A 22,343-nucleotide genomic window follows, 5' to 3' on the forward strand; every position below is an offset into this window, starting at 1 on the left:
ACATCGGGGCGGTTGCCGTCTCCACTGATCCCACGATGCATCGTATTTGAATTTTCTCATTGGAGGGATTGATGAGACTGACCATCGCGGCCGTGATCGGTGCCGCACTCGCCGGCTTCGCCATCTCGCCGGCTCTGGCCGACGGCTACAAGGACTGCACCAAGCTCGACAAGGCCCAGTGGAAGCCGGCCGCCGAGGCGGAAGCCAAGGCCAAGGAAGCGGGCTACGAGGTGCGCCGCTCGAAGGTCGAAGGCTCCTGCTACGAGGTCTACGGCGTCAAGGGCGGCAAGCTCCATGAGCTGTTCTACAGCCCGGAGGATCTCAGCCTGAAGCACACGATCGCCAAGTAGTTGGCGCAGGCGTCGGCCAGCGTGCTGGACGACGTGACGTGAGAGCCATGCACGGCACAGCCCCCCGAGCCGGCCTGAAACGCCAGGACACCGCCGACACCGTGCAGGTCTGGGACCTGCCGCTGCGGCTGTGGCACTGGATGCTGGCCGTGCTGGTGCTCATCGCCTGGGTGACGCCGAACGTCCATGACGGCCTGCACCGGATCGCGGGCTACGCGATCCTCGGCTTGCTCGCCTTTCGCCTGATCTGGGGCATCATCGGTACCCGCCATTCGCGCTTCCGCAGTCTCAAGCTCCGGCTGCGCGCGACGCCGGCCTACCTGTGGAATCTGCGGCGCGGCAAGACCGGGCGCTATCTCGGGCTGAATCCCGCGGGCACGGCGATGCAGCTCGCACTGCTGCTTCTGCTCATCGTCTCCGCGATGACCGGCGCGATGCAGGTGACCGTGCGCTTCTTCGGCATCTGGTGGGTCGAGGACACCCACGAGGTGACGTCATATCTCCTGATCCCGCTGGTGGTGCTGCATGTCGCCGGCGTCGTGCTGGTGAGCCGCCTGCAGCGCGAGAATCTCGCCCGCGCCATGCTGACGGGGCGCAAGCTGCTGCGGCGCGGCTCGCGCTGACCGGGCGGCTCAGCCGCGCACGGCGTAGGGCGTCTGCGCCAGATGGTCGGCGCCCATGGCGAGATCGCGCTGCGCATCGGCCAGCGCCTTGCGTTCGCGCTTTTCCTCGGGCAGCGACCAGATCGAGTCCTCGGGCGCGTAGTCCCGGATCAACCTCGTGCCGCCGACGATGATCTCGATGGTGCTCATGACGTCAGCTCCACGAACCAGTTTCAAGAGAGTACGCGGCGCGGCTGGCGGTGGCAACCGAGCGTCAGCCAGAGGCCCTGCGGTCTCCAGCATCTGTCATCGCCGAACGATCGTTCGCGGCGAATCGCGCCACACACGGAACTCACGAGCGTTGCACGCAGGCCACAGTTCTCGCAAAAGCTGCGCGGGCGCGGAGATGCGTTATTGCGCCGGGCCGTCTTGCGCCGAACAATCGCAGGTATCGGATGCCTGACCGCCCCTCACCAGCAGGGGCTCGGATTTTGGGGAGGCCGGATGATGAGCTCGCAGCAGCTTTTGGCGCGTGCGTTGTGTCGGTCCGTTGTCCTGGTAGCTTGTGCGGCGGCATGGCCCGCGGCCGCCGCCGAGATCGAGGCAGCGACGCCGCCCGTCGCCGCGGAGCCGATCGCGACGTCGCCGCAGCCGACCGCAGCCGAGACTGCGCTGACGACCGCGTCGATCACTCCATCGGCTGTTCTGCCGGCGGACGAACAGGCCGCGCCCGGCGCGGCGACCGAACCGCCCCGGCCCACTGTCGCCAGCGCCGACCGCATCGAGATCCTCGACGAGTGCCCCAACATCGATGCCTGCATCGACCGCTATCTGTGGGCGCTGTACGAGCGCGCGCCGAAGCTCGACAAGATCCGCGAGACCGAGCGCCGCGTCGTCACGGTCAAGCGCAAGGGGCGCATGGTGAAGGTGACGCGCAGCTTCACCAAGCTCGTCGACAATGACTTCACCTGGAAGGATCCGAAGGCGGCCGAGCGCGTCGGCCGCAGCATGATGGAGTATGTGATCGGCGGCATGGACCGCGGCTTCAAGCTGAAGCTGTTTCACACCTTGCATGCCGCCGAGGCCGCAGGGCTCGCGCCCGGCATCACCAGCGGCTTCCGCGACGACTACCGGCAGGAGATCGCGAGCGGCCTGAAGGCCGCCAGCAACCGCTCCTATCACGGCGGCAGCCTGCGCGGCGGCTACGGCCACGGACTCGCGGCCGACATCGTCAGCGTCAACGGCGCGACGCGCGCACAGCGCTGGGTGGCGACCGAGGCGCTGTGGAAATGGGTCGATGCCAACGGCAAGACGTTCGGCATCGGCCGGCCCTATCTCGATCACGACCCGCCGCATGTCGGCCCGGTCGACGGCGAGGAATATGCCAAGCATCGCGCGCCGGCCGTGAAGGTGGCAGCGGCGGAGACGAAGAAGCACAAGCGGATCGCGGCACGGCCTGAGCATCATGCGGCGAAGCGTACGAAGGCGATCCGCGCGTCGGCGCTGGCCTCGCGGCGAACGAGCTGATTGTCACGTTCACCGCAGGTCGCGGCGTTCCGCTGATTTCATAGAGCGCGCCGCGATCTCCGTCATTGCGAGGAGCAAAGCGACGAAGCAATCCAGAGTCCCGTCCACGACTCTGGATTGCTTCGCGGAGCTTGTCATCGGGCCGCGCACCCGCGGGGACAAGGTGGCTCGCAATGCCGATCGGAGGCAGGCGCAGATTCAACTCACAACTACGCCAAAGCAAGCAAAAGGCCGGGGCAATGCCCCGGCCTTCGTCGTTTCGCCGCGCGGTGCGCCGGATATCAGTAGCGGTAGTGGTCCGACTTGAACGGGCCTTCCGGCTTGACGCCGATGTAGGAGGCCTGGTCGGGGCGCAGCTTGGTGAGATTCACGCCGATCTTGGCGAGATGCAGCATCGCCACCTTCTCGTCCAGCGACTTCGGCAGCACGTAGACTTCCTTCTTGTACTTGCCGTCCTTGTTGTTGGCGTAGAGCTCGATCTGGGCCAAGGTCTGGTTGGTGAAGGACGCCGACATCACGAAGGACGGGTGGCCCATCGCATTGCCGAGGTTCACGAGGCGGCCTTCGGACAGCAGGATCATGCGCTTGCCGTCAGGGAAGGTGATCTCGTCGACCTGCGGCTTGATGTTGGTCCACTTCAGGTTCTTTAGCGAGGCGACCTGGATCTCGTTGTCGAAGTGGCCGATGTTGCAGACGATGGCGCGATCCTTCATCGCGCGCATGTGCTCGATGGTGATGATGTCCTTGTTGCCGGTGGCGGTCACGAAGATGTCGGCGCGCGGCGCGGCGTCCTCCATCGTGACGACCTCATAGCCCTCCATCGCCGCCTGCAGCGCACAGATCGGGTCGATCTCGGACACCATGACGCGGCAGCCGGCCTGGCGCAGCGAGGCGGCCGAGCCCTTGCCGACGTCGCCGAAGCCGGCGACCATCGCGACCTTGCCCGACATCATCACGTCGGTACCGCGGCGGATGCCGTCGACCAGCGACTCGCGGCAGCCATAGAGGTTGTCGAACTTCGACTTGGTGACGCTGTCGTTGACGTTGATCGCGGGCCACAGCAGCGTGCCGGCCTTCTGCATGTCGTAGAGACGATGCACGCCCGTGGTGGTCTCTTCCGAGACGCCCTTGATCGACTTGGCGATCTCGGCGAAGTAGCCCTTCGGCTTCTCCTTGAGCTGCTTCTTCAGCAGCGCGAAGAACACCTCCTCTTCCTCGGACGCCGGCTTGTCGAGGAACGCCGTGTCGCCGTTCTCGGCGCGCAGGCCGAGATGGACGTACATGGTGGCGTCGCCGCCGTCATCGAGGATCATGTTGGGATGGCCGCCGCCGTGCCAATCGAACAGCTTGGCGGTGTAGTCCCAATAGTCGACCAGCGTCTCGCCCTTGACGGCGAACACCGGAATGCCGGCGGCGGCGATCGCGGCGGCGGCGTGGTCCTGGGTCGAATAGATGTTGCAGGAGACCCAGCGGATGTCGGCGCCGAGCGCCTTCAGCGTCTCGATCAGCACCGCGGTCTGGATGGTCATGTGCAGCGAGCCTGCGATGCGCGCGCCCTTCAGCGGCTGCTTCGGGCCATACTCCTCGCGCGTCGCCATCAGGCCGGGCATCTCGGTCTCAGCGAGCGAGATCTCCTTGCGTCCGAACTCGGCGAGCGAAATGTCCTTGACGATGTAGTCGTTGAAACCTGGCTTGGCGGTCATGTGGGGTTCCTGTCTGTAAAAGGCGTCATTCCGGGCGCGCGTCAGCGCGAACCCGGAATCCATCACTTCGAGATTCCGGGTTCAGCGCTGTCGCGCGGCCCCGGAATGACGGCACTAAGAGCTACACCGCACGCTTGAGCGCCTCGACGAGGTCGGTCTTCTCCCAGGAGAAGCCGCCCTCATTGTCCGGCGTACGGCCGAAATGGCCGTAGGACGAGGTGCGCGCATAGATCGGGCGATTGAGGTCGAGGTGGGTGCGAATGCCGCGCGGCGTCAGGTCCATCGCCTGAGCGGCCGCCTTCTCGAGCACCTCCTCCGGCACCTTGCCGGTGCCGTGGGTGTCGATATAGATCGACAGCGGCCGCGCCACGCCGATCGCATAGGCGAGCTGCAGGGTGCAGCGGTCGGCGAGACCGGCGGCGACGATGTTCTTGGCGACGTAGCGCGCGGCATAGGCGGCGGAGCGGTCGACCTTGGTCGGATCCTTGCCGGAGAACGCGCCGCCGCCATGCGGGGCCGCACCGCCATAGGTATCGACGATGATCTTCCGGCCGGTCAGACCAGCATCGCCATCGGGACCGCCGATGTAGAACTTGCCGGTCGGGTTGATGTGCCAGATCGTCTTCGACGTGATCCAGCCTTCCGGCAGCGCCTTGCGCACATAAGGCTCGACGCGCTCGCGGACCTGCGCCGAGGTCATGTCCTCGACCAGATGCTGGTGCGACACCACGATCTCGCGCACGCCGACCGGCTTGCCGTTCTCATACTGCACGGTGACCTGGCTCTTGGAATCCGGACCGAGCACCTTCTCGACACCGGCGTGGCGGGCTTCCGAGATCAGCCGCAGGATCTTGTGGGCATAGAAGATCGGCGCCGGCATCAAATCCGGCGTTTCATTGGTCGCGTAACCGAACATGATGCCCTGGTCGCCGGCGCCCTCTTCCTTGACTTCGCCGGGCTGCAGCGCGTCGACGCCCTGGGCGATGTCGGCCGACTGCGGATGCAGCAGGATCTCGATATCGCAGGTCTTCCAGTGAAAACCTTCCTGCTCGTAGCCGATGTCCTTGATGGCCTCGCGGACGACGTGCTCGATGTGCTCGTTGGTGACCGAAGCCGGGCCGCGGGTCTCACCGGCGATCACGACCTTGTTGGTGGTGGCGAGCGTCTCGCAGGCGGCGCGGATCTGCCAGGGGTCGATGCCGGCCTTCGGCCCTTCACGGTAGAACAGGTCGACGATCTCGTCGGAAATACGGTCGCAGACCTTGTCCGGGTGGCCTTCGGACACCGACTCCGAGGTGAACAGATATGACGCGCGCATCAAGCAACCCCTTCTTCGCCGCCCACGGCGGTCGTTTGTATTGATCCCTAAGGAATGTCAGTCGCGACGCCGCGAGATGACGTAGGATTCATCGTAGAACCACAGCCCGTTGTGCTTTCGCAGAACCTCTCTGGCGGCGTCGAGCGCGCGGGACGAGTGGGCCACCTCGGTCAGGCGGTCTTCCTCGATCTGCGCGACATACACCGCCGCGTTCCAGGCTGCAAAGGCCGTCGAGGTTCCGATCGCACCGGTGACCTCGTTGGGCAGAGCCTCCATCTCATACCTGAAAATCGAGCGATTGTCCGCATAGGCGTTAAAATTTAAGTCCCGCCCACTGGAGCCGAGCTCGTATTTCACGGCGCGCAATAGCTCATGGCGGCTCACCGAGAAAGGATTTTCTCCCGGCCAGACCGCCTGGATGATGTCCAGGCCCGGATCCTGGCCGTGGGAGTGGATTCCGATCAGCCGGCCGCCCGGCTTCAGCGCCCGCGCCAGCGGTGCGATGATGCGCTTGGCGCGGAAATTGACCGAGGACCGGGCCCGGTAGGGCTGCGAGGCGATGATCAGGTCGAAATTGGCCTCGACCCGACCGGCCCGCGGGATGATGCCGTCGAGCAGGAAGCGGTGATCCTCGCGATACAGCACCAGGGCGATCGGCCGCTCATAGACCGGCATGCCGGTGCGCTGGGAGACGTTGGCGCGCCAGTTCTGCTCCAGAAACGGCTTCAGCGCCGTGATCTGGGCCTCGAAATCCCCGGACGAATCGCCCTGCAGCACGACCTCGTGCCAGATCATCGAGGCGGCTACCGAAGGCGACGCCGGCGTCAGCCAGGGCGCCTCGGCATAGTTCATGTTGGTGAACACGAACACGCTGGCCGGATGCTCGAACAGCCGGTCCGGGACCTTCTCCAGTGTCAGCCTGACATCCTCGAGGCTCAGCTCCTTGCCGGCCACATAGAACGGAATGTGTGGAAAACGGCCGTGCATGGTGCGCAGGACCTTCGACAGCACGGTGCCGTCGCCGACGCCGGCGTCGAACAGCCGCAGCGCCGGCGGCCGCGGATGGATGCTGGCGAGCTCGAGGCCGACGCGCTCGGCCACCACCCGCTTCTCGCTGCAGGTGTGCACGAACAGCAGGTATTTCTGACGGTTCTCGAAGAAGCGGAAATTGCTCTTGGGATCGCGCTTTTCGGGCACGACGTCGAGCCGCGGCGGCGGCAGCGTGCCAGTCGAGGCCGCGATATAGGCCTGGATGCGATCCAGCGTGTCGATGGTGATGCGCTTGCCCTCGCGCAGCCGCTGCACGAGCTTGCCGTCGTTCACGGCGCGCCGGCCGAACGTCGATTCCGCCATGTCCGACTGGCGGCAGAACTCCGTGATCTGGGCGAGCAGCTGGTCGTTCTTCATTCGGCCCGACGGGTGGGAAATAGGAGTGGGCAACGCGCCCTTGGCCCAACCTCCTAGCACCATCTGCCCACCATTGGAAAGAGCCTGAACCCGGAACCTTCCGGACGCAACAAACCGGATAGGTTCCCGCCTCTCGTCCCCCACGGTCCGTGCCGATGCGCCGCTCCCTCCTGCTGCTGATACCGCTGCTGGCTACCCTCTGGGCGTCTCCCGGCCTCGCCCAGTCGAAGTCCCAGCTTGGCCCCCTCTGTACCACCGAGACGACGCCGGCCGACCAGATGATCGCCGCCTGCACCAAGATCATCGCGCTGAAGGTGTTCTCCGGCAGCCAGCTCGCCACGATCTATTTCTGGCGCGCGGTCGGCTGGAACAAGAAGGGCGACTACACCCACGTCATCGCCGATGCCACCGAGGCGCTGCGGCTGCAGCCGGCGCAGGCGATCTACAATCTGCGCGGCTCGGCCTATTACGACAAGGGCGAGTACGAGATCGCGATCGCCGACTTCAACGACGCCATCAAGAGCGGCGCGCCGAGCGGCACGCTCTTCCACAACCGCGGCAACGCCTATCGCGGCACCGGCGACTACGCCAGGGCGATTGCCGACTATGACCAGGCGATCAGGCTGACGCCGAAATCCGCGCTGTCCTGGCAGAATCGCGGCATCTCCAAGGAAGCGACCGGCGACCTCGACGGCGCGCTCGGCGACATCAACGAGGCGATCCGGCTCGATCCGGCGCTGGCCTCGCCGCTGATCAACCGCAGCGTGATCTGGCGCGCCAAGGGCCATCTCGACCGCGCCGTTGCCGACGCCTCCGAGGCGGTCCGGCTGGCGCAGAATCCGCCGGCCAACGTGATGACACCGCCGGGCAGCGTCGTCATCTCAGCCCACGTGCATCGCGCGCTGGCCTATGAGGCCAAGGGCGAGTTCGATGCGGCCAAGGCGGATTACGCCGCGGCGCTGAAGCCCACCGCATCCGATGCCGGCAGCAAGGCCAGCCAGGCCACCGCCAGGGTGCGGCTGTCGCTGCTGTCGGAGCCGGCGGCGCGCCCCCAGCAGCGGCCGGAATCCCCGGCCCCCTCCTCGGCCGCAGCGGTGCCGACCGGGCAGCGCATGGCGCTGGTCATCGGCAACGGCGCCTACACGCACGTGCAGCCGCTGCCCAATCCGCCGCGCGACGCGCGAGCCATCGCCAGGAGCCTGCGCGACATCGGCTTCACGGTGACGGAGGGCCTCGATCTCGACCGCGCGGCGATGCAGGCGAAGACGCGCGACTTCCTGCGCGAGGCGGCGCGGGCGCAGGTCGCCGTGGTGTTCTATGCCGGCCACGGCGTGCAGATCGACGGCCGCAACTATCTCGTCCCCACCGACATTGCGCCGTCTGCAGGCAGCGACGTGGTCACGGCGATGGTCGACATGGACCAGATCCTGGCCGGGCTCGACGACCAGGTCCGCACCAACATCCTGATCCTCGATGCCTGCCGCAACAATCCGTTCGCCCCGCCGGAGACGGCAGGCGCCGGCCCCGGCCGGGGTCTCAGCGCCAGCGGGCTCGCCGCACCAACCTCGCTCGGTACCGGCGCAACGTCCGGGGCCGGCACGCTGATCGCGTTCGCGACGGCGCCGGGCAAGGTCGCGCTCGACGGCGACGGCGACAACAGCCCGTTCTCGGCGGCGCTGACCCGCCACATCGGCACGCCCGGTCTCGAGGTGCAGCAGATGCTGACGCGCGTTCGCGCCGAGGTCGTGGCCGGCACCAAGAACAAGCAGGTGCCGTGGTCGAACTCCTCGCTGCTCGGTGAGGTCTATCTGGCGGCGAGATAGACCTGCGGCTGGGCAGGCGCTGCTCCAGCCCGACCGTCACGGCCCTCGGGGAGTCAGGTGCAGCATGCCCGAATCCTGATATGCTGCCGCACAATGGAGACGAAGCGTATCGCCGTCGGCCCGCCCAATCGCCGACACGATCCGCCGGCAACAAGCTCGTCTCGAAGGATCAGGGAGGCTCGCATGATCGGTCGTTTCGTTGTTGGACTTGGTCTGTCAGTCGTGCTGGCCGCAGGCCCGGCGCTCGCCGACGATGTCACCGGCGTCTGGCTGCGCGAAAGCGGCGCCTCCAAGGTCAAATTCGCGCCCTGCGGCGGCGCCGTCTGCGGCACGCTGGTCTGGATCAAGGAAGGCACCGACACTCCCGCCAAGGTCGGACAGCGGCTGTTCTCCGGGATGAAGCCGACCGGCCCCAATGCCTGGGCCGGCAGCTACAGCAATCCCGATGACGGCAAGACCTATGATGCCAAGATGACGCTCACCGGCGGCACCCTGACGACCGCCGGTTGCGCCTTTGGCGGCGTCATCTGCCGTTCCTCGACCTGGACGCGGGCGAATTAGAGCTCCGTTTGCGAATTCAGACTACGGTCGGGTCGCATCAAGGCATCGATCGTCCATATGGCAGCAAAGACGCAGGCGCGGCTGGGATTCGTGCTGTTTGCGGTGATTGCCGCAGCAGCCGCGACGTTCGTGCTGGCGCGCCGCTCCGCGACGCCGTCGGGCAGCGACCACCGCACGGTTCGCCAGCTCATCGTCCACTACAACCTGATGGCGCGCTCCGATGACCCGATCGTCGTGCTCGGCGACAGCATCGTCGAGGCGGCGACGCTGCCGGCCAGCGCCTGCGGACATCCGATCGTCAACGCCGGTCTCGCCGGCGCCGGGACGCGCAGCGACCTGGCCGGCTGGCTCAAGCCCGCACTCGGCCCGAAACGGCCGTTCGCGATCATCGTCTCCCTCGGCGTGAACGATGCGCTGACCGCCAAGTCCGACTCCGGCGAGGCCTTCGCCGGGCGCTACGAGGCCCTGCTGCGCGAGCTGTCAAACCTCACCACGCGCATCTTCGTCACCGAGTTTCCCTCCGTCGAGGCGCGCGGGCCATTCACGCCGGCCATGGAGAAGGCCGCCATGGCGAACATCACCGGCTATCGCGCCATGCTGCCGGACCTCGCGAGGCGCACCGGCGCGACCTTCCTGCCCCTGCCGCCGATGGAATCGCCGTTCACGCTCGAAGGCATCCACCTGAATGCCATGGGCTATCGGTCCTGGGACCAGGCGATCCTGCAGGGAACCGAGCTCGCCTGCCGCTGATCCCGCAGGCTGCGAAAACAATCCTTCACTTCGCGCCGGCTAGGATGGGGGCGCACATCCCGTCGAGACGGTTAACGATCACCGCATGGCCCCGCTTCACACATCGACATCGCCTGGGACTCACAAGCTGCTCGGACTGGAGCTGCTGCGTTTCCTCGCCACGATCTCGGTGCTGCTGTGGCACTACCCGCACTTCGCCTACATCGCCGATGCCCCTGTCGATCTCGTCCGCAGCGAGCTGCCGTTCTACAATGTCCTGTTTCCGTTCTATGAGCTCGGCGAATACGGCGTGGTGATCTTCTGGTGCATCTCGGGCTTCATCTTCTTCTGGAAGTACAGCGCGATCATCCCGGATGGCACGGTCGATGGCTGGACCTTCTTCGTCAACCGGGTGTCGCGGCTCTATCCGCTGCATCTCGCAACGCTGCTGCTGGTCGCGGGGCTGCAGGCCCTCTATGCCGCGCAGCACGGCGTCTTCTTCGTCTACCAGAGCAACGATCTCGCTCATTTCGTCGCCCAGCTTTTCATGGCGAGCGACTGGCTGCCGCCGACCGGGGTCAGCTTCAACGGCCCGATCTGGTCGGTCTCGATCGAGGTTCTGGTCTATGCGGCCTTCTTCCTGGCGCTGCGTTTCGTCACCACATCGCCGCTGTTGAACCTGGCGATGATCCTGGCCGGCATCGCGAGCGGGACACTGGTCGGCAAGTGTTTCGTGTTCTTCTATGCCGGCGGACTGGCCGCCATGGTGCGGCAGAGCGTCGCCGATGCCCCGTACCGCGCGCGGCTGGAAGCGTTCGCCGCGTGCGCCGTCGTTACAATTCCGCCGGCCCTCTGGCTCTCCGGCGTTGAGCTTGCCGAGCGCTCCGCAGCGCTCCTGCTCGTTTATACACCCATCCTCTTGTTCGTCTGCGCGACGCCCATCACGCTGCCGCGGCGCACCGAAGTCCTGCTGCAGGCCGCCGGCAACATGACTTATTCGTGCTACCTGTTGCACTTCCCGATCCAGCTCACGATCGCGCTGGCTTTCGGCGCGCTTGGACGAGCGATCCCCTACGGCAGCCCCTCGTTCTGGGTCGGCTTCATGGGGCTGACCCTGACCGCGGCGTATCTCACCTATTCCGGGTTCGAGGCCCCGGCACAGCGGCTGATCCGCCGCGCGCTGCTGCGCAAAAAAGAAGCGGAGCGGATTGCTCCGGCCCCGCTTCCGCATCACTGATCAGCACGCCCCATGTCGAGGCGTGCAGTGTTCACGGCGCGCTTACTTCCCCCAGATCTCCTCGGCAAGCTCGACGCAGAGGCGCAGCTTGGCCCACTGCTCTTCCTCGGAGAGGATGTTGCCTTCCTCGGTCGAGGCGAAGCCGCATTGCGGCGACAGCGCGAGCTGGTCGAGCGGGGCGAACTTCGAGGCCTCTTCCAGGCGGCGCTTGATGTCGTCCTTCTTCTCGAGCTCGCCGACCTTCGAGGTCACGAGACCGACGACGACGACCTTGTTGCCCTTGGGCAGGAAGCGCAGCGGCTCGAAGCCGCCGGCGCGCTCGCTGTCATACTCCAGGAAATAGCCGTCGTAATTGGTATTGGCGAGCATGGTCTCGGCGACCGGCTCGTAGCCGCCCGAGGAGATCCAGGTCGAACGGAAATTGCCGCGGCAGACATGCGTGGTGATCGTCATGTCGGCGGGCCGCTCGGCGATCGCGTAGTTGATGATGCGCGAATAGATCTGCTGCAGACCGTCGGGATTGTCGCCGCGCTCGCGCGCCTTCTTGAGCTCGTCCTGCGAGCACAGATAAGCCCAGACCGTATCGTCGAACTGCAGGTAGCGGCAGCCGGCGTCGTAGAAGGCCTTCACGGCCTTGCGATAGGTCTTGCCGAGATCCTCGTAGAAGGCGTCGAGATCGGGATAGACGTCCTTGGAGATCGACTTGCGGCCGCCACGGAAGTGCAGCACCGCCGGTGACGGGATCGTCATCTTCGCCGTGACATGCGCGGTGTCGGCGTGCTTCTTGAGGAAGCGGAAGTGGTCGAGCATCGGATGACTATCCGGGAAGTCGAGCTTGCCGATCACGCGCACCGCGTCATGACGAGTCTGCACGCCGGTGAACTGGATGCCGGTGTCCGGGTGAAACAGCTCGCATCCGGTCAGCTTGGCGAGAAAGTCGAAGTGCCACCAGGAGCGACGGAACTCTCCGTCGGTGGCGAGCTTGAGACCGGTCGAGGCCTGGCGATGCACGACCTTCTCAATCTCCATGTCCTCGATCTTTCGGAGATCGTCGGCCGAGATCTCGCCCTTCTCGAGCTTGGCGCGGGCTTCCTTGATCTTCTGCGGCCGCAAGAGGCTGCCGACTTCGTCGGCGCGGAATGGGGGCTTGGTGCGTTGCATGTGCTCACTCCTTGGAAGGCGTCGATTCGTTGGATAGGGTTGTTGGACCGGCTGCGATCTGTCCTGGCTGGTTACCTGGGCAAAGCGTGATGGACTGGGTCCATCCCCTACCCCGTATCCGGTCGGTATACAATTCTATCGAGGAGAGATCGTGGAGGGGCATGGCGCAATCCATGGCCCGAGCAATGGGCTGACCTACCCTGACCTCGTTCAATGGGGCATCCTGAGGTGAACCCATCAAATCCGCCTCCAGGTGAAGTGCCATCGCGACAACGGCGCTGGCCAGCCTTCCTGCTGTAACGACCGGATCCTGCATACCGGTGTCCACGGCGGCCGCACCATACCGCCGGATCTTCCGGCATGGCCTTCACGCTGACTGCGCGAGCCACACCGTCCCTGCAACCAAGGATGACGCTTCGCCCTGTAGCGTTCAAGCCCGACGATCAGGTCAATGCGCGGCCGCGCTCGCGACGCCGAGGTGCCGCTCCAATGGCGCCGGATCGGCCTTCAAGGCGCTCGACGGCGCGTCATGCACGATGGTGCCACGCTCCAGGATGACGACGCGGTCAGCCAGCGCGAGCAGCTTCTGCGCGTGCTGCTCGACGATCACGGAGCACAGGCCGCCGGCGCGGCTGATGGTGCCGATCGCGGCCAGCAGCTCCTCGACGATGATCGGCGCGAGGCCCTCGGTCGGCTCGTCGAGCAGCAGCACCTTGGGATTCAGGGTGAGCGCGCGGCCGATCGCCAGCATCTGCTGCTCGCCGCCGGAGAGCTGATTGCCGAAATTGTTGCGTCGCTCCTTGAGCCGCGGAAACATCTGGTAGACGCGCTCGATCGACCAGGGTCCCGGCTGCGCCACCGCCGTCATGTTCTCCTCCACCGTGAGCGAGCGGAAGATGTTGCGCTCCTGCGGCACCCAGCCGATGCCGGCGCGGGCGCGCTGGTCGGCGCGAAGAGCCGTGATGTCGGTGCCGGCGAGCGCAAGCTTGCCGGAGAAGCGGCGGGTGACGCCGACGATGGAGTTGATCAACGTGGTCTTGCCAGTGCCGTTGCGGCCGAGCAGCGCCAGCACCTGGCCCTCGGGCAGCTTGAGCGACATGTTCGGCAGCACGACCGCCTGGCCGTAGCCGGCGCGAAGATTTTCAATCGCGAGCAGATCGGTCATCACGCAGCCTCGCCGAGGTAGACCGCCTTGACCTGCGGATCACGCGCAACCTCGTCGGGCGTGCCTTCAACCAGCAGAGCGCCGGAGACCAGGACCGAGATGCGGTCGGCAAAGGAGAAGACGAGGTCCATGTCGTGCTCGATCAGCAGCACCGTGACGTCGCGCGGCAGCGCGGCGACCGCGGCGAGGATGTCCTTGCGCTCGCCCTCGGGCACGCCGGCGGCGGGCTCGTCGAGCAGCAGCACGCGCGGGCGCGCGGCGATCGCAACCGCGATCTCCAGCAGGCGCTGCTTGCCATAGGGCAAGGTCGAGGTACGGTCGTTCATCACGTCGAGCAGCCGGAAGCGCTCGAGCGTCTCGGCGATCTCGGCATTGATGTCGTCGCGCGTGCCCATGCGCCGCCACCAATTGCCGCCGCCGCCGAGCCGCTCGGAGACCGCAAGCCCGATGGTCTCCAACGGCGTCAGGTCGGGATACAGCTGGTTGATCTGGAAGGTGCGCGACAGGCCACGCAGCACGCGCTTGTGCACCGGCAGATCGGTGATGTCCTGGCCTTCGAGCAGGATGCGGCCCGCGCTCGGCTCCAGCACGCCGGTGAGCTGATTGATGACCGTGGTCTTGCCGGCGCCGTTCGGACCGATCAGCGCGTGGCGCGCGCCGGGCGCGATCTGCAGCGACAGGTCGCGGGTGACGTGAAGGCCGCCGAAATGCTTGTCGAGGCCGCGGGTTTCCAATGCGTAGGTCATGGCGCCTCGTTATCGGTGAGGGCCACCGCGGCCTTGCGGCCGGCGATCTGGCGCAGGACGAGGTTGGGCAGCCACAGCGCATAGGCGTGGATGCGGTGGCGGCCGACCAGCACGATGACGACCAGCACCAGGCCGATCCAGAACATCCAATATTGTGGCGTGATCCACTGGAACAGTTCCTGCAACATCCGGAACACCGCCGCGCCGATCAGCCCGCCATAGAGATAGCCGGAGCCGCCGATGACCAGCATCAGAACCAGATCGGCGGAGCGCTCGAACGAGAACACGTCGAGCGAGGCCAGTGCCGTGGTCTGGGTGAACAGCGCCCCGGCAATGCCGGCATAGAACGCGGCTACGGTGTAGATCGCGATCAGGCGCTTGTTGACGGGAATGCCGACGGCGGCGGCGCGCAACGGATTGTTCTTGATCGCGCGCAGCGACAGGCCGAACGGCGAGTGGACGATGGTCCGCGCCAGCAGGAACAGCACGAACAGCACCGCAAGCGAATAGAAGAAGCCGGTCCTGCCGAACATGTCGAAGGCGAACACGCCGAAGATCGGCTGGATGTCGATGCCCTGGAGACCGTCGGTACCGCCGGTGATGTTGGAGAAGCGCTCCGCCAGCGCCTCCATCAACAGCGCGATGCCGAGCGTCACCATCAGCCGCGTCAGGTCGACGCCGCGGATGACCAGGAAGCTGGTGGCGAAGCCAAGCACGGTGGCGGCGAGGCCGGCCACGATCAGCGCCAGCACCGGCTCGTTGATGATGCCGTGCACCGAGAGCAGGCCCGCGCAATAGGCCCCGACGCCGAAGAAGGCGGCGTGGCCGAGCGAGACGATGCCGGCATAGCCGAGGATCAGGTCGAGCGAGAGCGCGAACAGCGCCAGCCGCAGGATCTCGGTCATGATCAGGTAGCGCGAGGGAAACGCCAGTCCGACCGCCAGCACGACGATCCAGAAGGCGAACTCGCTCCAGTGCCAGCGGCCATGCTGCCTGGCGTGAAATCCGACCTCGGTTTGTGCGTTCGTGGTCATGCGATCCTCACCGCGTCGCCGTGCGACCGAACAGGCCGTTCGGACGCCAGATCAGGATCACGATCATGATGGTGTAGATGACGAAGGGGCCGAGCTTCGGCACGTAGTATTTGCCGGCGACGTCGCCGATGCCGAGCAGCAGCGAGGCCAGGAACGGCCCGGTGATCGAGGACGAGCCGCCCACGGTGACCACGATCAGGAAGTAGATCATGAACTTCAGCGGGAAGTACGGATCGAGGCCGAGGATCTCGGCGCTGAGCGCGCCGCCCAGGCCAGCGAGCCCGCAGCCGAACGCGAAGGTGAAGGCGAACACCTGCGGCACGTTGATGCCGAGGCCGCTCGCCGCGCGGGGATCATCGACGGCGGCGCGCAGTCGACTGCCGAACCGAGTCTTGGAGAGCACCAGCTGCAGCCCCACCGTGAGCAGCCCGCAGATCACGATGATCATCAGCCGATAGCGGCCGATGCCAACGCCGAAGACGTCGAACTGGCCCTGCAGCACGTCGGGCAGATTGATGAAGATTCGCGAGGAGCCCATGATGTAGTCGACCGCGGCCACCGTCATGAAGACGAGCCCGATCGAGAACAGCACCTGGTCGAGATGGCTGCGCGCATAGAGATGCTGATAGAGCGTCCGCTCCAGCAGCGCGCCGATCATGGCGCTCGCGACAAAGGCCAGCGGCAGCGCCGCGAAGAACGGCCATCCCATCCGGTTGACGAGCACGGCGCAGACATAGCCGCCGGCCATGGCGAAGGCGCCATGGGCGAGGTTGACGAAGTTCATCAGGCCGAGCGTCACGGCGAGCCCGCAGGCCAGCACGAACAGCAGCATGCCGTAGGCGACGCCGTCGAACAGGTTGGTGAGGATGGCGGTCATTGAAGTGTACGTCGGTCCCCGGTCCTATCCCTTCCAGGGAAGGGCACACATGTCACGCTTCGCTCGGTCTGCGCCTCCCCCGCGTGCGGGGGAGGTCGGATCGCATCGAAGATGCGATCCGGGTGGAGGATCTCTCTGCACACGACCAGCGCGCCGTGGGGCGCCCCCACCCCAGCCCTCCCCCGCAAGCGGGAGAGGGAGCGGCACCTGTCGTGCCGCGCGTCCCTCGATGACGCCTATCGCGTCACTTCTTGGCCTTGCCCGGATCCTTGACGGCGTCGAAGGTCTGGAACTCGACGTTGTAGAGCTCGCCGTCGACCTTCTCGACCTTGCGGATGTAGACGTTCTGAACGATGTCGCGCGTCTCCGGATCGATCGAGATGGGACCGCGCGGGCTCTCCCACGCCATGCCCTTCATCGCAGCAATCAGGGAATCGCCGTCGGTCTTGCCACCGGTCTTCTTCAGCGCCTCGTAGATCAGATGGATGCCGTCATAGCCGCCGACCGCCATGAAGCCTGGACGGCTGTTGAACGCCTTCTTGTAGGCCGCGACGAACTCCTTGTTCTTCGCCGACGGATGCGCCGCCGAATAGATGTGCGCGGTGACGGCGCCGAGCACGGCGTCGCCCATGTCGTTGAGCAGGTCGTCGTCGGTGACGTCACCCGGTCCGATCACCTTGATGCCGCTCTTGTCGAGGCCGCGCTCGGCATATTGTTTCATGAAGTTGCCGCCCTGGCCGGCCGGCACGAACACGAACATGGCGTCCGGCTTGGCGTCCTTCATGCGCTGCAGGAAGGGAGCGAAGTCGGGGTTCGCCAGCGGAACCTTGATTTCCTCGACGATCTCGCCACCGCCAGCGGTGAAATGCTCCTTGAACGAGGCCAGCGCGTCGTTGCCGGGCGCGTAGTCCGAGGTCAGCGTGGCGACCTTCTTGATGCCGTTCTTGACCGCCCAGTCGCCGATGATGGTGGAGGACTGCGGCAGCGTGAAGCTGGTGCGGACGATGTAGGGCGACTTCTCGGTGATGATGGAGGTGCCGGCCGCCATGACGACTTCCGGGATCTTGCCCTGGGTGGCGAGCGGCGCGGCGGCGAAGGCCGCCGGCGTCACGCCAAAGCCGGCGATCACGTTGACCTTGTCGTTGACGATCAGCTCCTGCGCCAGACGCTTGGTGTTGTCGGGCAGCGCCGCGTCGTCCTTGAGGATGACCTGGATCTTCTTGCCGGCGACGGTGTCGCCGTTCTGCTGCATGTACAGCTTGATCGCATTGTCGATCTGCTTGCCGGTCGACGCCTGGCCGCCGGTCATCGGCACGATCAGGCCGATCTTGAACACGTCTTCGGCCCGCGCCGCACCCGACGCGAGCGCAGCCGCGGCAAGAGCCGCACTGGCGAGCGTCAGTGTCTTGTTTCGCACGAACATTGAAACTACCTCCCTGGTCGGATCAGGACCGCAGCCCCCGGCCATTGTTGTCTTAACCGTGCGATCTCGTTCGCGATATCGCGGGCGCATCGCTGCGGACTCGGGACCCCGTTGTCAATGGCGATCATGGGAGGCTTCGTGAACGGTAGGTTTCCGCAACGGACCACCAATCCGTGATAGGTATATTAATACCCCAATCATCGAACGGCCAAATTTTGCCAATTGATGGCAAGTCGTTAGGGTCCGGGCCGCGGATCTCCCGCAGCACGAAAGGTCCCCCGTCAATGCCGGCCAGACACCCCCACCGGACCAGACTGTTTCCGGCCGCGATGATGCTTCTGGCCATGGCTGGGCCGATCCTCGCCGGCTGCTCGTCGATCAATGAGAAGGTCGGCGCGGGGATGGGCGACCTGATGCCGCAATGGGCCGGCGGCCTGCCGGCCGGTGCGCCGCCCCGTCCAGGAACCCCGGAATACGACCGTTTCATGCAGGAGCGCGAGCGGCAGCGGCAGATGCCGGCCGCCGAACGCGACAAGGAGACGCAGTCGAACGCCAACGCGCAGGCGACCGTCCCCGGCCGCTGACGGGCGGTCGCGACATCAATCCATGAAGACGACGGTCTTGCGCCCGTTGAGGATGACGCGATCCTCGAGGTGATAACGGATCGCCCGCGCCAGCACGCGCCGCTCGATGTCGCGGCCCTTGCGCACGAGGTCCTCCGGCGTGTCGCGATGGCTGATGCGCTCGACATCCTGGTCGATGATCGGACCCTCGTCGAGATCCCGGGTCACGTAATGAGCTGTGGCGCCGATCAGCTTGACGCCGCGCTCATAGGCCTGGTGATAGGGTTTTGCGCCCTTGAAGCCCGGCAGGAACGAATGATGGATGTTGATGCAGCGGCCCGACAGGCTCGCCGACATCTCGTCCGACAGGATCTGCATATAGCGCGCCAGCACGACGAGATCGGTCTTCGTCTCATCGACCAGCTTCAGGATCGCCTGTTCCTGGTCGCGCTTGGTGTCCTTGGTCACCGGCATGTGGTGGAACGGGATGTCGCCGAAATCGAGCCCGGCATAGGTCTCGCGCGGATGGTTGGAGACGATGGCGGTCGGAATCATCGCGAGGTCGCGGGTGCGCCAGCGATAGAGGATGTCGACCAGACAATGGTCGAACTTCGACACCAGCAGCATCACCCGGCGCTGCCCGGCGCGGTCGCGCATCTGCCAGTCCATCGCAAAGCGCTCGGCGATCGCGGCGAAGCCGGTCTGCAGCGCCGGCAGGTTGACGGCGAGATCGGCGGCCGTGAACACCACCCGCATGAAGAAGTGACCCGTCTCGAAGTCGCCGAACTGCTGGGCATCGAGAATGTTCTGGCCATTGTGGGCGAGGAAGGTCGAAACGGCCGAGACGATCCCGGGACGATCCGGGCAGGACAGGGTCAGGACATATTGGTGGTCGGACATGGCGATGACGTACCGGGCGGATGATATGAGGGGAATGATGCGGCAGGCTTGGCGCCCGTTCGGGCCCTGCTCTACCACCCTCCGCGCGCTTGCGCCAACGCCCGGCGCGGGGGCAGGATGAACAAAACATCAACTCTCAAACTTCGAGCATCGCCATGGCTGACAGGCTGACCGGCAACCGCATCCTGATCCTGGAAACCCGCGAGGAGGCGCAGTTCTCGCGACTGCTCGCCGAGCAGGGCGCCGACGTGCTGCAATGTCCGATGTTCACGATCGAGGATGCGCCGGACCCGGTGCCGATCGAGGCCTGGATCCGCCGCTGCATCGAGCGGCCGTTCGATGACGTGGTGCTGATGACCGGCGAAGGCCTGCGGCGGCTGATGACCGTGGTGCGCCGGATCGGCCTCCAAGCGGAGTTCATCGCCGCGCTCGGCAAAACACGCAAGTTCACCCGTGGCCCGAAGCCGGGTCGCGCTTTGCGCGAGCTCGGGCTCGAGCCGCAGGTCACGACCGAGAAGCCGACATCCGAAGGCGTGGCTGAGCTGCTGTCGCGCTACGATCTCCAGGGTCATCGGCTCGGCCTGCAGCTCTATCCCGACAAGGACCATTCGGCACTGATCGGCGCCATCAAGGCCGCGGGCGCCGAGGTCGATCCCGTGCTGCCCTACGTCTATGACGCCAAGGCGGCGGATGCGAACATCCTCACCGCGATCGACGAGATGATCGCCGGCAAGGTCGATGCGATCGCGCTGACGAGCTCCGGCCAGCCGCGGCGGCTGTTCGACGTGGCCAGGGCGCACGGCGTCGAGGCACGCCTGCGCGAGGGGCTGGCACGCACGCAGATCGCCTCGGTCGGGCCCGTGGTGACGGAGGAGCTGGCTGCGCATGGGCTGGCGCCGTCGATCACGCCGGCGGGCGAGGCCTATTTCATGAAGCCGCTGATTTCGGCGATGGCCACGGCGCTGGGCGTGAAAGTGCCACGCGCTTCACCAAACTAATGGTGTCGTCCCGGCGAACGCCGGGACCCGTACCGCGTGATGTCTGACATGGGCAAACGGCACATTCCGCGCGTCTCACAGCATTCGGTGGTTATGGGTCGCGGCTCAAGGCCGGGACGACAGCGGAGGGTTACGCTTGCGCGTGCCCCCTCTCCTGCAGGAACGCTTGATACGCGCGCGCGATGCCGTCCTTCAGCGACGTCGTCGCGCGCCAGCCGAGCGCGGCGAGGCGCGACACGTCGAGCAGCTTGCGCGGCGTGCCGTCTGGCCGCGAGGTGTCGAAGCTGATCCGTCCCTGATAGCCGACCGTTGCCGCGACCACACGGGCGAAATCGGCAATCGTGATGTCCTCGCCGGTGCCGATGTTGACCAGCCCGGCGTCGGAATAGGTCTTCATCAGGTGCACGCAGGCATCCGCCATGTCGTCGACATAGAGGAATTCGCGCCGCGGCGTTCCCGTGCCCCAGACGACCACCTCGGGCGCATCGGCGAGCCGGGCCTCGTGGAAACGGCGGATCAGCGCCGCGACGACGTGGCTGTATTCAGGATGGTAGTTGTCGCCGGGACCGTAGAGATTGGTCGGCATCACGTTGATGAAGTCGGCGCCGTACTGGCTGCGATAGGCCTCGACCATCTTGATGCCGGCGATCTTGGCGATCGCATAGGGCTCGTTGGTCGGCTCCAGCGGCCCGGTCAGCATGGCGTCCTCGCGCAGTGGCTGCGCGGCAAGCTTCGGATAGATGCAGGAGGAACCGAGAAACATCAGCTTCTCGGCGCCATTCACATGCGCGGCGTGGATGACATTGGCAGCAATGGCAATGTTGTCGTAGATGAACTCGGCGCGCAGCGTGTTGTTGGCGACGATGCCGCCGACCTTCGCCGCAGCAAGGAACACGACCTGCGGCCTGGCGCGCGCGAACCATGCGAACACCGCCGCCTGGTCGCGCAGATCGACCTCGCCACGCGGCACCGTGAGCAACTCGACGCCTTCGCTCGCCAACCGCCGCACCAGCGCGCTGCCGACCATCCCGCGATGGCCGGCGACGAAGACACGCTTGCCGCGGAGATCAAACGGCGTGGCCACTGCTCGCCTCCCGCCGCGCGGCGCACAGATCGCTGGCGACCATCTCCTTGACCAGTTGGGCGAAGCTCGTCCTTGGTTTCCATCCGAGCTTGTCGCGCGCCTTGCTGCAATCGCCGATCAAGAGGTCGACCTCGGTCGGGCGGAAATAGGTCGGGTCGATCCGCACCACCGCCTTGCCGGATTTAGCGTCGATCCCGGTCTCCTCGACCCCCTCGCCGCGCCATTCGATGCGGCGACCGACCTCGGCGAAGGCGAGCTCGACCAGTTCGCGCACCGAATGGGTCTCACCGGTCGCCAGCACGAAATCGTCGGGCGTATCGGCCTGCAGGATGCGATGCATGCCCTCGACATAGTCGCGCGCATGGCCCCAGTCGCGCTTGGCCTCGAGATTGCCGAGATAGATCGTCTCCTCCAGGCCGGTTTCGATGCGGGCGACGCCGCGGGTGATCTTGCGGGTCACGAAGGTCTCGCCACGGATCGGGCTCTCGTGGTTGAACAGGATGCCGTTGCAGGCGAACATCCCGTAAGCCTCGCGATAGTTCACCGTGATCCAGTAGCCGTAGAGCTTGGCGCAGCCGTAGGGCGAGCGCGGATAGAACGGCGTGGTCTCCCGTTGCGGAATCTCCTGGACCAGGCCGTACAGCTCCGAGGTCGAGGCCTGGTAGAAGCGCGTCTGCTTCTCCATGCCGAGAATGCGAACGGCTTCCAACAAGCGCAGAACCCCGAGCGCGTCGGCATTGGCGGTGTATTCCGGACTCTCGAAGCTGACGCCGACATGGCTCTGGGCGGCGAGATTGTAGATCTCGTCGGGGCGGATCTGCTGCACCAGCCGGATCAGGTTGGTGGAATCGGTCATGTCGCCGTAGTGCAGCAGGAACGGCACGTTGCCTTCGTGCGGATCCTGGTAGAGATGGTCGATCCGCGCGGTATTGAAGGACGATGACCGCCGCTTGATCCCGTGCACCGTGTAGCCGAGACCGAGCAGATATTCGGCCAGATACGCGCCGTCCTGGCCCGTGACGCCCGTGATCAGCGCCACGCGGCCGCTGCAGTCCTTCCCCGCCATGCTCACTCCAACACCGTCGCGCCCCCTCGGGCCGAAGTTCCCGGCGAGCAGTCCACAGCCGAAGCCGCC

Annotated in this window: 22 protein-coding genes; 9 read left to right on the forward strand and 13 right to left on the reverse strand. The window is 65.8% G+C overall.

The features are described from left to right. Positions 1-71: 71 nt before the first annotated feature. Positions 72-350, forward strand: coding sequence for a PepSY domain-containing protein (locus QW887_RS30565; RefSeq protein ID WP_316195767.1), 279 nt, complete (start codon positions 72-74; stop codon positions 348-350). A 47-nt stretch (positions 351-397) separates the two neighbouring features. Further along, on the forward strand, positions 398-973 hold the full coding sequence (locus QW887_RS30570; protein WP_316195769.1) for a cytochrome b/b6 domain-containing protein: 576 nt from the start codon (positions 398-400) through the stop codon (positions 971-973). A gap of 9 nt (positions 974-982) precedes the next feature. On the opposite strand, the gene QW887_RS30575 is transcribed toward QW887_RS30570, so the two are convergent. Next, complete coding sequence (locus tag QW887_RS30575; RefSeq protein WP_316195771.1) at positions 983-1,162, reverse strand: hypothetical protein; 180 nt, start codon at positions 1,160-1,162, stop codon at positions 983-985. Positions 1,163-1,456: 294 nt separating this feature from the next. Here QW887_RS30575 and QW887_RS30580 point away from each other — a divergent pair, with 294 nt between their 5' ends. Further along, on the forward strand, positions 1,457-2,479 hold the full coding sequence (locus QW887_RS30580; protein WP_316195774.1) for a hypothetical protein: 1,023 nt from the start codon (positions 1,457-1,459) through the stop codon (positions 2,477-2,479). 281 nt (positions 2,480-2,760) lie between these two features. Here the strand turns inward: QW887_RS30580 and ahcY are convergent, their stop codons facing one another. The 3 genes from ahcY to QW887_RS30595 form a co-directional block, all read right to left on the reverse strand. Beyond that, on the reverse strand, positions 2,761-4,182 hold the full coding sequence (gene ahcY, locus QW887_RS30585; RefSeq protein ID WP_315712889.1) for an adenosylhomocysteinase: 1,422 nt from the start codon (positions 4,180-4,182) through the stop codon (positions 2,761-2,763). Positions 4,183-4,303: 121 nt separating this feature from the next. Continuing rightward, entirely contained in the window at positions 4,304-5,500 is a 1,197-nt protein-coding gene (gene metK / locus QW887_RS30590) for a methionine adenosyltransferase (RefSeq protein ID WP_316195776.1), read from the reverse strand. A gap of 57 nt (positions 5,501-5,557) precedes the next feature. Beyond that, positions 5,558-6,907: a hypothetical protein gene (locus QW887_RS30595; RefSeq protein WP_172112675.1), complete on the reverse strand. Its 1,350-nt coding sequence runs from the start codon at positions 6,905-6,907 to the stop codon at positions 5,558-5,560. Between the two features lie 155 nt (positions 6,908-7,062). Between QW887_RS30595 and QW887_RS30600 the strand changes: the two genes are divergently transcribed. The 4 genes from QW887_RS30600 to QW887_RS30615 all read left to right on the forward strand — a co-directional run bounded on the left by QW887_RS30600 (position 7,063) and on the right by QW887_RS30615 (position 11,257). Beyond that, entirely contained in the window at positions 7,063-8,730 is a 1,668-nt protein-coding gene (locus tag QW887_RS30600) for a caspase family protein (RefSeq protein ID WP_316195778.1), read from the forward strand. Between the two features lie 183 nt (positions 8,731-8,913). Beyond that, a complete protein-coding gene (locus QW887_RS30605; RefSeq protein ID WP_315712895.1) occupies positions 8,914-9,291 on the forward strand; it encodes a DUF2147 domain-containing protein in 378 nt (125 codons plus the stop codon). Positions 9,292-9,348: 57 nt separating this feature from the next. Continuing rightward, on the forward strand, positions 9,349-10,041 hold the full coding sequence (locus QW887_RS30610; protein WP_316191402.1) for an SGNH/GDSL hydrolase family protein: 693 nt from the start codon (positions 9,349-9,351) through the stop codon (positions 10,039-10,041). A gap of 85 nt (positions 10,042-10,126) precedes the next feature. Further along, positions 10,127-11,257: an acyltransferase gene (locus QW887_RS30615; RefSeq protein WP_316195780.1), complete on the forward strand. Its 1,131-nt coding sequence runs from the start codon at positions 10,127-10,129 to the stop codon at positions 11,255-11,257. A 42-nt stretch (positions 11,258-11,299) separates the two neighbouring features. On the opposite strand, the gene QW887_RS30620 is transcribed toward QW887_RS30615, so the two are convergent. From QW887_RS30620 to QW887_RS30645, 6 genes are all read right to left on the reverse strand, one after another. Continuing rightward, positions 11,300-12,418, reverse strand: a complete 1,119-nt coding sequence (locus QW887_RS30620) for a cobalamin-independent methionine synthase II family protein (protein ID WP_315712900.1) — start codon at positions 12,416-12,418, stop codon at positions 11,300-11,302. Between the two features lie 448 nt (positions 12,419-12,866). After that, entirely contained in the window at positions 12,867-13,583 is a 717-nt protein-coding gene (locus QW887_RS30625) for an ABC transporter ATP-binding protein (protein WP_315825106.1), read from the reverse strand. After that, complete coding sequence (locus QW887_RS30630) at positions 13,583-14,329, reverse strand: ABC transporter ATP-binding protein (protein WP_315712902.1); 747 nt, start codon at positions 14,327-14,329, stop codon at positions 13,583-13,585. The genes QW887_RS30625 and QW887_RS30630 overlap by 1 nt, the downstream gene beginning before the upstream one ends. Beyond that, positions 14,326-15,363 carry a branched-chain amino acid ABC transporter permease gene (locus QW887_RS30635; protein WP_316183844.1) on the reverse strand — a complete coding sequence of 346 codons (1,038 nt, stop codon included), beginning with the start codon at positions 15,361-15,363 and terminating at the stop codon, positions 14,326-14,328. Before QW887_RS30635 ends, QW887_RS30630 begins: the two co-directional genes overlap by 4 nt. A gap of 7 nt (positions 15,364-15,370) precedes the next feature. Next, positions 15,371-16,240, reverse strand: a complete 870-nt coding sequence (locus QW887_RS30640; protein ID WP_315712905.1) for a branched-chain amino acid ABC transporter permease — start codon at positions 16,238-16,240, stop codon at positions 15,371-15,373. Positions 16,241-16,484: 244 nt separating this feature from the next. Next, complete coding sequence (locus tag QW887_RS30645) at positions 16,485-17,663, reverse strand: ABC transporter substrate-binding protein (protein ID WP_315753584.1); 1,179 nt, start codon at positions 17,661-17,663, stop codon at positions 16,485-16,487. A gap of 344 nt (positions 17,664-18,007) precedes the next feature. Here QW887_RS30645 and QW887_RS30650 point away from each other — a divergent pair, with 344 nt between their 5' ends. Next, positions 18,008-18,247 (forward strand): hypothetical protein, encoded by a 240-nt coding sequence (locus QW887_RS30650; protein WP_315753582.1) that lies wholly within the window; start codon positions 18,008-18,010, stop codon positions 18,245-18,247. Between the two features lie 15 nt (positions 18,248-18,262). Here the strand turns inward: QW887_RS30650 and purU are convergent, their stop codons facing one another. Next, a complete protein-coding gene (gene purU / locus QW887_RS30655) occupies positions 18,263-19,126 on the reverse strand; it encodes a formyltetrahydrofolate deformylase (protein WP_315738990.1) in 864 nt (287 codons plus the stop codon). Between the two features lie 155 nt (positions 19,127-19,281). On the opposite strand from purU, the gene QW887_RS30660 reads away from it, so the two are divergent. Then, positions 19,282-20,124, forward strand: coding sequence for a uroporphyrinogen-III synthase (locus tag QW887_RS30660; protein WP_315753580.1), 843 nt, complete (start codon positions 19,282-19,284; stop codon positions 20,122-20,124). Positions 20,125-20,254: 130 nt separating this feature from the next. Here QW887_RS30660 and QW887_RS30665 read toward each other — a convergent pair whose 3' ends face one another. Together QW887_RS30665 and gmd are read right to left on the reverse strand one after the other, a co-directional pair. After that, positions 20,255-21,208 carry a GDP-L-fucose synthase gene (locus tag QW887_RS30665; RefSeq protein WP_315753578.1) on the reverse strand — a complete coding sequence of 318 codons (954 nt, stop codon included), beginning with the start codon at positions 21,206-21,208 and terminating at the stop codon, positions 20,255-20,257. Continuing rightward, positions 21,192-22,274, reverse strand: coding sequence for a GDP-mannose 4,6-dehydratase (gmd, locus tag QW887_RS30670; RefSeq protein WP_315753576.1), 1,083 nt, complete (start codon positions 22,272-22,274; stop codon positions 21,192-21,194). Before gmd ends, QW887_RS30665 begins: the two co-directional genes overlap by 17 nt. Positions 22,275-22,343 lie beyond the last annotated feature (69 nt).

Source organism: Bradyrhizobium sp. SZCCHNRI3052 (genome assembly GCF_032484895.1).
Classification (GTDB): domain Bacteria; phylum Pseudomonadota; class Alphaproteobacteria; order Rhizobiales; family Xanthobacteraceae; genus Bradyrhizobium.

Excerpts from the sequence above, each read along its gene's own strand:
- QW887_RS30565 (WP_316195767.1), top strand. The coding sequence starts at position 72 with ATGAGACTGACCATCGCGGCCGTGATCGGTGCCGCACTCGCCGGCTTC.
- QW887_RS30570 (WP_316195769.1), top strand. The coding sequence starts at position 398 with ATGCACGGCACAGCCCCCCGAGCCGGCCTGAAACGCCAGGACACCGCC.
- QW887_RS30575 (WP_316195771.1), bottom strand. The coding sequence starts at position 1,162 with ATGAGCACCATCGAGATCATCGTCGGCGGCACGAGGTTGATCCGGGAC.
- QW887_RS30580 (WP_316195774.1), top strand. The coding sequence starts at position 1,457 with ATGATGAGCTCGCAGCAGCTTTTGGCGCGTGCGTTGTGTCGGTCCGTT.
- ahcY (WP_315712889.1), bottom strand. The coding sequence starts at position 4,182 with ATGACCGCCAAGCCAGGTTTCAACGACTACATCGTCAAGGACATTTCG.
- metK (WP_316195776.1), bottom strand. The coding sequence starts at position 5,500 with ATGCGCGCGTCATATCTGTTCACCTCGGAGTCGGTGTCCGAAGGCCAC.
- QW887_RS30595 (WP_172112675.1), bottom strand. The coding sequence starts at position 6,907 with ATGAAGAACGACCAGCTGCTCGCCCAGATCACGGAGTTCTGCCGCCAG.
- QW887_RS30600 (WP_316195778.1), top strand. The coding sequence starts at position 7,063 with ATGCGCCGCTCCCTCCTGCTGCTGATACCGCTGCTGGCTACCCTCTGG.
- QW887_RS30605 (WP_315712895.1), top strand. The coding sequence starts at position 8,914 with ATGATCGGTCGTTTCGTTGTTGGACTTGGTCTGTCAGTCGTGCTGGCC.
- QW887_RS30610 (WP_316191402.1), top strand. The coding sequence starts at position 9,349 with ATGGCAGCAAAGACGCAGGCGCGGCTGGGATTCGTGCTGTTTGCGGTG.
- QW887_RS30615 (WP_316195780.1), top strand. The coding sequence starts at position 10,127 with ATGGCCCCGCTTCACACATCGACATCGCCTGGGACTCACAAGCTGCTC.
- QW887_RS30620 (WP_315712900.1), bottom strand. The coding sequence starts at position 12,418 with ATGCAACGCACCAAGCCCCCATTCCGCGCCGACGAAGTCGGCAGCCTC.
- QW887_RS30625 (WP_315825106.1), bottom strand. The coding sequence starts at position 13,583 with ATGACCGATCTGCTCGCGATTGAAAATCTTCGCGCCGGCTACGGCCAG.
- QW887_RS30630 (WP_315712902.1), bottom strand. The coding sequence starts at position 14,329 with ATGACCTACGCATTGGAAACCCGCGGCCTCGACAAGCATTTCGGCGGC.
- QW887_RS30635 (WP_316183844.1), bottom strand. The coding sequence starts at position 15,363 with ATGACCACGAACGCACAAACCGAGGTCGGATTTCACGCCAGGCAGCAT.
- QW887_RS30640 (WP_315712905.1), bottom strand. The coding sequence starts at position 16,240 with ATGACCGCCATCCTCACCAACCTGTTCGACGGCGTCGCCTACGGCATG.
- QW887_RS30645 (WP_315753584.1), bottom strand. The coding sequence starts at position 17,663 with ATGTTCGTGCGAAACAAGACACTGACGCTCGCCAGTGCGGCTCTTGCC.
- QW887_RS30650 (WP_315753582.1), top strand. The coding sequence starts at position 18,008 with ATGGCTGGGCCGATCCTCGCCGGCTGCTCGTCGATCAATGAGAAGGTC.
- purU (WP_315738990.1), bottom strand. The coding sequence starts at position 19,126 with ATGTCCGACCACCAATATGTCCTGACCCTGTCCTGCCCGGATCGTCCC.
- QW887_RS30660 (WP_315753580.1), top strand. The coding sequence starts at position 19,282 with ATGGCTGACAGGCTGACCGGCAACCGCATCCTGATCCTGGAAACCCGC.
- gmd (WP_315753576.1), bottom strand. The coding sequence starts at position 22,274 with ATGGCGGGGAAGGACTGCAGCGGCCGCGTGGCGCTGATCACGGGCGTC.